General features: G+C 71.6%; 9 protein-coding genes. All 9 read left to right on the top strand.

Going from position 1 to position 11,557, the window contains the following annotated elements:
- The first annotated feature begins 336 nt into the window (after positions 1-336).
- Positions 337-2,754 (top strand): phenylalanine--tRNA ligase subunit beta, encoded by a 2,418-nt coding sequence (gene pheT, locus ACK4S2_RS14730; protein WP_409626015.1) that lies wholly within the window; start codon positions 337-339, stop codon positions 2,752-2,754.
- Positions 2,755-2,839: 85 nt separating this feature from the next.
- Positions 2,840-3,148, top strand: a complete 309-nt coding sequence (locus tag ACK4S2_RS14725) for a hypothetical protein (protein ID WP_409626012.1) — start codon at positions 2,840-2,842, stop codon at positions 3,146-3,148.
- A gap of 128 nt (positions 3,149-3,276) precedes the next feature.
- A complete protein-coding gene (locus ACK4S2_RS14720; protein WP_409626009.1) occupies positions 3,277-4,389 on the top strand; it encodes a polysaccharide biosynthesis/export family protein in 1,113 nt (370 codons plus the stop codon).
- 13 nt (positions 4,390-4,402) lie between these two features.
- Entirely contained in the window at positions 4,403-5,731 is a 1,329-nt protein-coding gene (locus tag ACK4S2_RS14715; RefSeq protein ID WP_409626006.1) for a 3-deoxy-D-manno-octulosonic acid transferase, read from the top strand.
- 277 nt (positions 5,732-6,008) lie between these two features.
- Positions 6,009-7,007, top strand: coding sequence for a UDP-N-acetylglucosamine 4,6-dehydratase (inverting) (pseB, locus tag ACK4S2_RS14710; protein WP_409626003.1), 999 nt, complete (start codon positions 6,009-6,011; stop codon positions 7,005-7,007).
- Between the two features lies 1 nt (position 7,008).
- Positions 7,009-8,154 (top strand): UDP-4-amino-4,6-dideoxy-N-acetyl-beta-L-altrosamine transaminase, encoded by a 1,146-nt coding sequence (gene pseC / locus ACK4S2_RS14705; RefSeq protein WP_409626000.1) that lies wholly within the window; start codon positions 7,009-7,011, stop codon positions 8,152-8,154.
- On the top strand, positions 8,151-8,828 hold the full coding sequence (gene pseF, locus ACK4S2_RS14700; protein WP_409625997.1) for a pseudaminic acid cytidylyltransferase: 678 nt from the start codon (positions 8,151-8,153) through the stop codon (positions 8,826-8,828). Before pseC ends, pseF begins: the two co-directional genes overlap by 4 nt.
- Positions 8,825-10,336 carry a UDP-2,4-diacetamido-2,4,6-trideoxy-beta-L-altropyranose hydrolase gene (gene pseG / locus ACK4S2_RS14695; protein WP_409625994.1) on the top strand — a complete coding sequence of 504 codons (1,512 nt, stop codon included), beginning with the start codon at positions 8,825-8,827 and terminating at the stop codon, positions 10,334-10,336. Before pseF ends, pseG begins: the two co-directional genes overlap by 4 nt.
- Before the next feature lie 52 nt (positions 10,337-10,388).
- Entirely contained in the window at positions 10,389-11,474 is a 1,086-nt protein-coding gene (gene pseI / locus ACK4S2_RS14690) for a pseudaminic acid synthase (RefSeq protein WP_409625990.1), read from the top strand.
- Positions 11,475-11,557: the final 83 nt, after the last annotated feature.

The following is an 11,557-nucleotide window of genomic DNA, read 5'->3' as shown; positions in this document are numbered from 1 at the left end:
GGCGCGCGCCTCTCAACTGCCGTAGAGCACCAGCAGCAAGGTCAGCCCCATCAGCAGGCTGAGCCGCGATGCGGGCAGGCTGGCCCGGCGCGGCACGAGCACGCGGGTGTCGATCATGGTGGCTTTCCTGTTCACTGGATACGGCCCTCGGGTCACTCTCTGGTCTTTTACCACATTTCCGCCGCAACCCACGGCGATTCGCGCCTGTGCGCCCGCAACACACCGTTTCCGTTCCGGAAGCCGGCCGCGCCGGGCCTGCCGCGGCCTTTCCCTTGGCCGGCAATTGCGCTAAGCGCAGACCCGACCGGCAAAGGCCCGCAGCTCAGAGGCGTCAGCATGAAGTTCACCCTGTCCTGGCTCAAGGATCATCTGGAAACCGAGGCGCCGCTGGAGGCCATTCTGGAGGCGCTGACCGATCTGGGCCTGGAGGTCGAAGGCGTGCAGAACCCGGCCGCCACCCTGGGTGCCTTTCGCATCTGCCGCGTGCTGGAGGCGGTGCAGCACCCCAATGCCGACCGGCTGCGGGTGTGCCGCGTGGCGACCTGGCCCGAGGGCCCCGAAGGCGCCATGCAGGAGGTGCAGGTGGTCTGCGGCGCGCCCAATGCGCGCACCGGGCTGGTGGGCGTGTTCGCGCCCCCCGGCACGCATGTGCCGGGCACCGGGGTGGACCTGAAGCCGGGCGTCATCCGCGGGGTCGAATCGAACGGGATGCTGTGTTCGGAACGCGAGCTGATGCTGTCGGACGACCACGACGGCATCATCGACCTGCCGGCCGATGCGCCGGTGGGCGTGCGGTTCATCGACTGGAAGGGTCTGAACGACCCGATGATCCACATCAAGATCACGCCGAACCGCCCCGATGCGCTGGGGGTGCGCGGGATCGCGCGCGATCTGGCGGCGCGCGGGCTGGGGCGGCTGAAGCCGCTGGTGGTGGAGCCCGTGCCGGGGCGGTTCCCCTCGGCCATCGGGGTGGCCATCGACCCGGCGCTGAAGGCCAAGGGCTGCCCGCTGTTCGCCGGCCGCGTGATCCGGGGGGTGCGCAACGGGCCGTCGCCCGACTGGTTGCAGGCGCGGCTGAAGGCCATCGGCCTGCGGCCGATTTCGGCGCTGGTGGACATCACCAACTTCTTCACCTTCGACCTGAACCGCCCGCTGCACGTGTTCGATGCGGCCAAGGTCAAGGGGGCCTTGCGCATCCACCCTGCGCAGGGCGGCGAAGAACTTTTGGCGCTGGACGGCAAGACCTATGGCTTGCGCGCCGGCATGATGGCGATTTCCGACGATGCGGGCGTGGAATCGCTGGCCGGCATCATGGGGGGCGAACATTCGGGCGTGACCGAGGCCACCACCGAGGTGTTCCTGGAATCGGCCTGGTGGGATCCGATCACGGTGGCGGCCACGGGCCGGGCGCTGAAGATCAACTCGGACGCGCGCTACCGCTTCGAGCGCGGGGTGGACCCGGCCTTTACCCTGCCGGGGCTGGAACTGGCGACGCGCATGATTCTGGACCTGTGCGGCGGCGAGGCGTCGGAGGTGGCGATGGACGGCGCGGTGCCCGACACCGCGCGCGCCTACCGGTTCGATCCGGCGCGCGTGGTGCGGCTGGTGGGCATGGACATTCCCGAGGCCGAACAGCGCGCCACGCTGGAGGCGCTGGGCTTCGTGCTGCAGGGCGACATGGCCAGCCCGCCCAGCTGGCGCCCCGACGTGCAGGGCGAGGCCGACCTGATCGAGGAGGTGGCGCGCATCGCCAGCCTGACGAAGCTGGAGGGCAAGCCCCTGGCCCGCCCGGGCGCCGGGGTGCCCGCGCCGATCCTGACGCCGGCGCAGGCGCGCGAGCGGATGGCACGGCGCACGCTGGCCGCCCTGGGCTACAACGAATGCGTCACCTACAGCTTCATCGACGCCGGGGCGGCGGCGCTGTTCGGCGGCGGCTCCGATGCCGTGCGGCTGGAAAACCCGATTTCCTCGGAAATGACGCATCTGCGCCCCGACCTGCTGCCGGGGCTCTTGGCGGCCGCGGCGCGCAACCAGGCGCGCGGCTTCATGGACCTGGCGCTGTTCGAGGTGGGGCCGGTGTTCCACGGCGGCGAGCCGGGCGAACAGGCGGTGCAGGCCGCCGCGCTGCTGGTGGGCGCCGCCGCCCCGCGCGACCCGCACGGCAGCCGCCGCAGCGTCGAGGTGTTCGACGCCAAGGCCGATGCCGAGGCGGTGCTGGCCGCGCTGGGGGCCCCGGCCCGGGTGCAGATCGGGCGCAAGGTGGCGCCGTGGTGGCACCCCGGCCGCTCGGGCACGATCGGCCTGGGCACCAACGTGCTGGCGGTGTTCGGCGAGGTGCATCCGCGCGTGCTGCGCGACATGGGCGTCAAGGGCCCGGCGGTGGCGCTGACGGTCTGGCCGGCGGCCATTCCGCTGCCCAAGGCGCGCGGCGCGGCGCGGGCGGCGCTGGTGCTGCCCGACCTGCAGGCGGTGGAACGCGACTTTGCCTTTGTGGTCGATGCGCGCTGCGAGGCGGCGCAGATCGTGGCCGCCGCGCAAGGGGCCGACAAGGCGCTGATCGACTCGGTGCGCGTGTTCGACCAGTTCGCCGGCGACAAGGCCGAGGCGCAGATGGGTGCAGGCCGCAAGTCGGTGGCGATCACCGTGCGGCTGCAACCTGTCGGCCAGACCCTGACCGACAAGGAGATCGACGCGGTTTGCGCCCGCATCGTCGAAAAGGTGACCAAGGCCACCGGCGGATCGCTGCGGGCCTGAGCCCCCGGCCCCTTGCAGCGCGCCGCCGCGCGGCCCATCTTGGTGCAGGGCGGGCCAGCCGCCCGCCGAGGCCGGAGGGGTTGCCATGCTGCCTGCCTTGCATCGGGTTGTGACCGGGCTTGCCGTTGTCTGCGCCGCCGCGGGCAGCGCGGGCGCCGGCAGCCCCGAAAGCCTGCCCGACGGCGATGCCATCGTGGTGACCGGGCGCTACGAACTGGGCGCCCCGTGCAACCGCGTCGTGCGCGACGATGGCAGCGTCGTGCTGATTCCGACCCGGCTGCACGGGCTGGAGGCGGGCACCCGCGTCACCGTGCGCGGCGAACGGATGTCGGACCGGCTGGGCTGCGAGGGCCCGGCCCTCGTGATCCGCGGCTGGCAGGCGGCCAGCGAATAACGCCGCCCCGCCGGCGGGAATCGGCCCCGCGGCCCCGCGCGGCGTTGACCTCGGGCCGGGCCCCGGTATGGTTGCGCGACCGTCTTGCCGATTCCCGGCAAGACGGCCTGCTGCCCCGGGATTCGCACATGCCGAAACGACTGCTTCCCGCACTGCTGGTGCTGGCCCTGGCCGGTTGCAACCTGCCGCGCGGCGCCGCGATGCAAGGCGAAATCCTGCGCGGCGCGCAATCCGAACAGCGCGATTTCCAGGTGGTCGCCGTGACGCGCGACACGGTAGAGGCGCTGTCGGCCTGGCCCCTGCCGCCGCAGGCGCATCTGTCGCATGCCGCCTGGCCGCAAGGCGGCCTGCGCAGCCCCGACAGCGCCGCCATCGCCGCGGGCGACAAGGTGGCCATCACCATCTGGGACAACGAGGAAAACTCGCTGCTGACCACCGCGACGCAGAAATCGGCGCAGCTGACCGAAGCCCCCGTCGCCGGCGACGGCACCATCTTCGTGCCCTATGTCGGCAAGGTGGCGGTGCGCGGGCTCAGCCCCGATCAGGCGCGCGAAAAGGTGCAGGAGGCGCTGGCAGGCGCGCTGCCTTCGGCGCAGGTGCAGGTCGCGGTCACGCCGGGGCGGCAGAACACGGTCGATCTGGTGGGCGGCGTCGCCAAGGCCGGCAGCTACCCCATTCCCGACCGCAGCTTTTCGGTGCTGTCGCTGCTCAGCCAGGGCGGCGGCGTGACGCCCAGCCTGCAGAACCCCATCGTCAAGCTGGTGCGCGGCGGGCGCGCCTATGGCATCTCGGTGGAACGGCTGTTCGCGCAACCCGCGCTCGACGTGTCGCTGCGCGGCGGCGACAAGGTGATCGTCGAGGACGACCCGCGCCAGTTCCTCGCCCTCGGCGCCACCGGCAAGCAAAGCACCATCCCCTTTTCGCAAGACAGCATCTCGGCGCTGGAGGCGGTGTCGCTGATTGGCGGGGTGAACGCCACCCGCGCCAATCCCAAGGGCGTGCTGATCCTGCGCGAATATGCGAAACAGCAGGTGCGCAGCGACGGGCGCGGGCCGGACCGGGCGCGCGTGGTCTTTACCGTCGATCTGACCAGCGCCGACGGGCTGTTTTCGGCGCGCAACTTCCAGATCGCCAGCGGCGATCTGGTGCTGGCCACCGAATCGCCCGTGACCAGCACGCGCACCGTCTTCGGCCTGATCGGGCAGATCTTCGGTCTGGCCAATCAGGTGGACGGCAGCTAGGCCCGCGGCCGGCATGGCGGCAGGCATCGACGATCCGCTGAGCCCGGCCGCGCGGCTGATGTACGCGGCGCTGCAACTGCTGGCGCATCTGGCGCTGCCGCTGCTGCTGCTGGCGCTGGTCTGGCGAGCGCGCAAGGAACCCGCGCACCTCGCGCACTTGTCGCACCGCTTCGGCCTGGGGCCCGCGGGCCCGGGCGGGGCGATCTGGGTCTATGCCGCCTCGCTGGGGGAAACGCGGGCCGTCTCGCCGCTGGTGCGCCGCCTGCTGGAGGCCGGGCACCACGTGCTGCTCACCTCGCAATCCCCCGCCGGTCTGGCCGAGGCGCGGCGCCTGTTCGGCACCGAACCGCGGGTCACCGCGCGGCATGTGCCGGCCGATCTCGACTGGGCGGTGCGGCTGTTCCTGGCCCGGGCGCGGCCCCGCGCGCTGCTGGTGGCCGAGATCGAGCTGTGGCCCGCCATGCTGCGCGGCTGCCGGCGGGCCGGCGTGCCGGTGGCGATGGTGAACGGCAACCTGCTGGACCAGTCGATGCAGGGGCGCGGCCGGCTGCGGCGCTGGCTTCTGGGGCATTACCGGCTGTTCGACCGCATCTGCACCCGGACCGAGGCCTACCGCAGCCGCTATCAGTCGCTGGGGGTGGAACCCTCGCGCATCGCCGTGGTGGGCGAGCTGAAATACGACCAGTGGATCGACCCCGCGCAGGTCGCCGCCGGTCAGCGGCTGCGCGCCGCCTGGCCCGCCGATGCGCCGGTGCTGATGATCGCCTCGTCGGTCAAGGACGAGGAGCCGGCGCTTCTCGCCCTGGTGCAGGCCTTGCGCGCCCGCCCGGGGCTGGAAGGCCTGCGCCTGGTCTGGGCCCCGCGCAGCCCGCAGCGCTTCGATGCCGTGGCCCGCGCGCTGACCGAGGCGGGGTTCGCAATCGCCCGGCGCAGCGCCCTCGGCCCGCTTGGCGCTGCCGAGCTGCCAGCCGGAACGCAGGTGCTGCTGGGCGATTCGACCGGCGAGATGAACGTCTGGTATCCGATGGCCGATCTTGTCTTCGTCGGCGCCTCGCTGACGGACGACGGCGGGCACAACATCATGGAGCCGATGGCCCTCGGCCGCCCGGTGGTGATGGGGCCGTCGATCTACGGCATCGCCTTTGCCGCCGAACCGGCCGCCGCGATGGGCGGCTTTGCCAGCCTGCCCGACGCGGCCGCGCTCGAAGCCCGCATCGCCGCCCTTTTCGCCGACCGCGCGGCCCTGGCCCGCATGGCCGCAGGCGCCCGCGCCTTTGCCGCCACCCAGACCGGCGCCGCCACCCGGACCCTGGACGCATTGCGCCCGCTGCTCGGCCCCTGACCCGGGCGGCGATGGCGGCCCCTTCGCGGCCACGGCAGCGCTGCGGCACCAGCCGTCGGATGCCTCCGGCGGGGATATTTGGATCAAGGTGAAAGGGGCGCGGCTTGCTTTCACCTTGACCCAAATATCCCGGGGAGTCTTCGCGCAGCGAAGACGGGGCAGAGCCCCCGCGACGCCGGGGCCGGGGGCCGCGCCCCGGACGGGTGGAAAACCCCGGCAAAAGCCTGTAACCCTGTGCGCGATCCGCCAGTCGGCGGCCCCTTGTCCGGACGGTTCCATGCTTTCCAATTCCACCATTCTCGTCACCGGCGGCACAGGATCGTTCGGGCACGCCTTCGTGCCGATGACGCTGGCGCGCTACAACCCCCGCAAGCTCATCATCCTGTCGCGCGACGAGATGAAGCAGTGGGAAATGGCCAGGCTTTACGGCGACGATCCGCGGGTGCGGTTCTTCATCGGCGACGTGCGCGACCGCGAGCGGCTCTATCGTGCCTTGCGCGGGGTGGATTACGTGGTGCACGCCGCCGCCACCAAGATCGTGCCGACGGCGGAATACAACCCCTTCGAATGCATCAAGACCAATGTCATGGGCGCTATGAACCTGATCGACGCCTGCATCGACAGCGGCGTCAAGCGGGTGGTGGCGCTGTCCACCGACAAGGCCTCCAGCCCGATCAACCTTTATGGCGCGTCGAAACTGGCGTCGGACAAGCTGTTCGTCGCCTCCAATTCCTATGGCGGCGAACATGGCACGCGGTTTTCCGTGGTGCGCTACGGCAATGTCATGGGGTCGCGCGGGTCGGTCATTCCGTTCTTCCTGTCGATTGCCGACAAGGGGGTGCTGCCGATCACCGATGCGCGGATGACGCGGTTCATGATCAGCCTGGAGCAGGGGGTGGAACTGGTCTGGCACGCCTTCGAGGACATGGAAGGCGGCGAGATCTACGTGAAAAAGATCCCCTCGATGAACATCATCGACATCGCGCGCGTGGTGGCGCCCGAGGCCCGGCACGAAATCGTGGGCATCCGCCCCGGCGAAAAGCTGCACGAACAGATGATCGGGGCCGAGGACGCGCCCTACACCTACGAATACCCCGAGCATTTCAAGATCCTGCCGGCGATTCACAACTGGTCGGCCAGCCCGGCGCGGATCAAGGACGGGGTCAAGGTGCCCGAGGGCTTCACCTATGCCAGCGATACCAACCCCGCCTGGATGGCGCCCGAGGCGCTGGCCGCCTGGATCGCGGCGAACCGCGCCAGGATCGGGGCGATCTGACATGATCCCCTATGGCCGGCAGGACATTTCGGACGACGACATCGCCGCGGTCGTGGCCGTGCTGCGGTCGGATTACCTGACGCAAGGCCCGATGGTGCCGCGGTTCGAGGCGGCGGTGGCCGCGCAGGTGGGCGCGGCCCATGCGGTGGCGGTGAACTCGGCCACCTCCGCCTTGCACATCGCCTGCCTGGCGCTGGGGCTGGGGCCGGGCGATATGCTGTGGACGGTGCCCACCACCTTCGTCGCCAGCGCCAACTGCGCGCTTTACTGCGGCGCTGCGGTCGATTTCGTCGATATCGACCCGGTGCGCTGGACGATGTGCCCGAAGGCGCTGGCCGCAAAGCTGGAAGCCGCCGCGGCCGCCGGGCGGCTGCCCAAGGTCATCGTGCCGGTGCATCTGTGCGGGCAGTCGGCCGACATGGCCGAAATCGGCCGTCTGGCCCGCGCCTATGGCGCGAAGGTGATCGAGGATGCCAGCCATTCCATCGGCGCCACGCACGAAGGCCGCCCGGTGGGCGACTGCCGGCACAGCGACATCTGCGTGTTCAGCTTTCACCCGGTCAAGATCATCACCACCGCCGAAGGCGGACTGGCCACCACGCAGGATGCGAAGCTGGCCCGCGCGATGGAGCTGGCGCGCAGCCACGGCATCACCCGCGACCCGGCCGAGATGACCCATGCCCCCGACGGCCCGTGGTATTACCAGCAGGTCGCCCTGGGCTACAACTATCGCATGACCGAGATGCAGGCCGCCCTGGGCCTGAGCCAGATGGGCCGGCTGCAAGCCTTTGTCGCCCGCCGCCGCCAGCTTGCCGCGCGCTATGACCGGATGCTGGGCAACCTGCCGCTGGTGCGCCCGGCGCCGCCGGCGGATGTGGAATCGGCCTGGCACCTTTACGTGGTGCGGGTCGAGGCCGCCCGCCACAAGGCGGTGTTCGAGGCTTTGCGCGCCGACGGCATCGGGGTGAACCTGCATTACATCCCCGTGCACACCCAGCCCTTCTATCGCGCCATGGGTTTCGCCCCCGGCCAGTTCCCCCAGGCCGAACGCTATTACGCCGAGGCGATCTCGATTCCGCTTTATGCCGGGCTGAGCGATGCCGACCAGGACCGGGTCATCGCCGCGCTGGAGCGGGCGCTGGCATGACGCTGTGCGTGATCCCGGCCCGGGGCGGATCGAAGCGGATCCCGCGCAAGAACATCGCCACCTTCGCCGGGCGCCCGATGATCGGCTGGTCGATCGCGGCGGCGCGCGCGGCGGGCGTGTTCGACCGGATCGTGGTTTCGACCGACGATGCCGAGATCGCCGCGGTCGCTCGCGCCGAGGGCGCCGAGGTGCCATTCCTGCGCCCTGCCGCGCTGGCGGGCGACCACACGCCGACCGTGCCGGTGGTCGCCCATGCGGTGCAGGCGCTGGGGCTGGCGGACGACGACGCCGTCTGCTGCCTTTATGCCACCGCGCCGATGGTGCAGCCCGGCGACCTGGCGGCGGGGCTGGCGCAGCTGGCCCCGGATGCGACCTATGTCGTGTCGGTCACCACTTTTCCCTTTCCGATCCAGCGCGCCTTGCGGCACCATCCCGACGGAAGGATCGAGATGATGGACCCCGCGCAGATGACCACCCGCAGCCAGGACCTGGAAGAAGCCTGGCACGACGCCGGCCAGTTCTACTGGGCGCGGGCGGCGACCTGGGCTGCCGGGGTGCCGGTCTTCGGCCCCGGCGCCCGCGGCCTGGCCCTGCCTCGCCACCGCGTGCAGGATATCGACACGCCCGAAGACTGGGTCCGCGCCGAGGCGCTGTTCAAGGTGTTGCAGGCATGAAGATCGTGCTGCGGGCCGATGCCTCGGCCGATATCGGCACCGGCCACATCATGCGCTGCCTGACGCTGGCGCGCGCGCTGGCCGCGCATGGGCACGACTGCCGTTTCCTTTGCCGCGACCTGCCCGGCAACCTGAACGCCCGCATCGCCGAGGAGTTCCCCGTGACCGTGCTGCCGGCCCCGGCGCCGGGCGCGCCGCTGGCCGACGGCCCGGCGCATGCGGCCTGGGCCGGCGTGCCCTGGGCCGTGGACGCGGCCGAAACGCGCAACCACGCCGGCGACGCGCAGGTGCTGGTGGTGGACCATTACGCCTTCGATGCCCGCTGGCAGATCGCGGCGCGCCCCTTCGGCTGCCGGCTGGTGGCCATCGACGATCTGGCCGACCGCGCCCATGCCTGCGACCTGCTGGTGGATCCGAATTACGGCCGTTTCCCGCGCGATTACGATGCGCTGATGCCCGAAGGCGCCGAGCGGTTGATGGGCACGACCTATGCGCTGCTGCGCCCCGAATTCGCCGCGGCGCGGGCGGCGGCGCTGGCCCGGCCGCAAGGGCCCTTGCGCCACGTCCTGATCGCCATGGGCGGGGTGGACCGCGACAATGCCACCGCCCGGGTGCTGCAGGCGCTGGCGGCCTCTGCCCGCCCGCCGGGGCTGGAGGCCACCGTGGTCATGGGCGCCGCGGCCCCGCACCTTGCGGCGGTTTCGGCCCTGGCGGCGACGCTGCCCTTTCCCTGCCGGGTGCTTTCGGGCCTGTCGGACATGACCGGGCCGATGCTGGCAGCCGACCTCGCCATCGGCGCGGCGGGCGGCACCGCCTGGGAACGCTGCACCCTGGCGCTGCCCACGCTGATGCTGGTGCTGGCCGACAACCAGATCGACGGCACCGCGGCGCTGGACCGTGCCGGGGCGGGCATCGCCCTGGGCCGTGCCGAAGACCCCGGGATGCCGGCGCGCCTGGCCGCGGCGCTGGCCCGCCTGGCCGACCCGGCGGAACGCGCGGGCATGGCCGCCACCGCCGCCGCCATCTGCGACGGGCGCGGCACCGAACGGGTGGTCGAGGCCATCGAACACCCGCTGCGCCTGCGCCCGGCCAGCATGGCCGACGCCGAGGCGGTCTGGCGCTGGCGCGAAACGCTGCCGCCCGAACATTTCCGCGCCGGGCCCAACCCGCCCTTGCCCGACCATCTGGCCTGGTTCGCCCGCGCCCTGGCCGACCCCACGCGCCATATGCTGATCGCCGAAAGCGAGCGGCGGGTGGCGCATCTGCGGCTGGACGTGCAGGGCAGCCGCGCCACGGTCTCGATCCTCTTGCGCCCCGGCATGCGCGGGCGCGGCTACGGCCAGCGGGCGCTGGCCTTTCTTGGCCCCTTCGCGCGGCGCCACGGCATCACCCGCCTGGTGGCCGAGGTCGCCACCGCCAACGAAGCCTCGCTGCGGCTGTTCCGGCGGGCCGGCTATACCCCGGCGCGCGGCGGCGACGGCTTCCTGCGGTTCGAGCGGTTGCTGTGACCCTTGCATCCGCGCCCCGGCCCGGCCACATCCGGCGCAAAGGAGCCTGCCCATGACCCAGCCCGAAATCGCCATCGCCGGCCGCGCCATCGGCCCCGCGCATCCGCCCTACGTCATCGCGGAACTGTCGGCCAACCACAACGGCAGCCTCGATGCCGCCTTCGCCATCATCGACGCCGCCGCCGCCGCCGGGGCAGACGCGGTCAAGATCCAGACCTACACCGCCGACACGATCACCCTGCGTTCCGCGCGCCCGGACTTCTGGATCTCCTCCGGCAAATGGGCCGGGCAAAGCCTGCACGATCTCTACCAGTCCGCCCACACCCCCTGGGACTGGCACCCGGCGCTGTTCCAGCGGGCCAGGGCGCGCGGGCTGACGATGTTTTCCTCGCCCTTCGACAGCACCGCCGTCGATCTGCTGGAGGATCTGGGCGCCCCCGCCTACAAGATCGCCAGCTTCGAGGCGGTGGACCTCGCGCTGATCCGCTATGCCGCCGCCACCGGCAAGCCGCTGATCGTCTCCACCGGCATGGCCGATGCCGAGGAAATCGCCGAGGCGATCCAGGCCGCGCGCGACGGCGGTTGCCGGCACCTGGCGATCCTGCACTGCGTTTCGGGCTACCCTGCCCCGCCCGAGGATTACAACCTGCGCACCCTGCCCGACATGGCGGCGCGCTTCGGCCTGGTCACCGGCCTGTCGGACCACACGCTCGACAACACCACCGCCATCGCGGCGGTGGCCCTGGGCGCCGCCATCGTGGAAAAACACGTGACGCTGGACCGCAACGGCGGCGGCCCGGACGACAGCTTTTCGCTGGAACCGCCGGAACTGGCGCAACTGTGCAGCGCCACGCGCACGGCCTGGGCGGCGCTCGGCCGGGTGGATTACGGGCGCAAGTCGTCGGAACGCGGCAACGCGGTGTTCCGGCGCTCGCTCTATTTCGTGCGCGACCTCAAGGCCGGCCAGATCATCACCCCGGCCGATGTCCGCTCGGTGCGGCCCGGCTTCGGCGCAGCGCCCAAGCACCTCGACAGCATCCTGGGCCGCCGGGTGCGGGCCGACGTGCAGGCCGAAACCCCGGTCCGGCTGGAGGATATCGAAGGCTTCCCGCCCGGCCCCCCTCCCGTTTCACCTTGATGCAAATATCCCGGGGTCCGGGGCAGCGCCCCGGGGCCGGCCGCATGCGAAAGGGGGCCGCAGCCCGCGCCGCGCCCCCCCCC

The sequence above is a fragment of the Gemmobacter sp. genome (assembly GCF_046292685.1).
In the GTDB taxonomy this organism is placed as follows: domain Bacteria; phylum Pseudomonadota; class Alphaproteobacteria; order Rhodobacterales; family Rhodobacteraceae; genus Wagnerdoeblera.
Note: the sequence above shows the minus strand (reverse complement) of the source record. Positions and strands in the feature narration are given on the sequence as shown.

Bases quoted from the DNA above. Each gene is read 5' to 3' on its own strand.
- pheT (WP_409626015.1), top strand. From the start codon at position 337: ATGAAGTTCACCCTGTCCTGGCTCAAGGATCATCTGGAAACCGAGGCG.
- ACK4S2_RS14725 (WP_409626012.1), top strand. From the start codon at position 2,840: ATGCTGCCTGCCTTGCATCGGGTTGTGACCGGGCTTGCCGTTGTCTGC.
- ACK4S2_RS14720 (WP_409626009.1), top strand. From the start codon at position 3,277: ATGCCGAAACGACTGCTTCCCGCACTGCTGGTGCTGGCCCTGGCCGGT.
- ACK4S2_RS14715 (WP_409626006.1), top strand. From the start codon at position 4,403: ATGGCGGCAGGCATCGACGATCCGCTGAGCCCGGCCGCGCGGCTGATG.
- pseB (WP_409626003.1), top strand. From the start codon at position 6,009: ATGCTTTCCAATTCCACCATTCTCGTCACCGGCGGCACAGGATCGTTC.
- pseC (WP_409626000.1), top strand. From the start codon at position 7,009: ATGATCCCCTATGGCCGGCAGGACATTTCGGACGACGACATCGCCGCG.
- pseF (WP_409625997.1), top strand. From the start codon at position 8,151: ATGACGCTGTGCGTGATCCCGGCCCGGGGCGGATCGAAGCGGATCCCG.
- pseG (WP_409625994.1), top strand. From the start codon at position 8,825: ATGAAGATCGTGCTGCGGGCCGATGCCTCGGCCGATATCGGCACCGGC.
- pseI (WP_409625990.1), top strand. From the start codon at position 10,389: ATGACCCAGCCCGAAATCGCCATCGCCGGCCGCGCCATCGGCCCCGCG.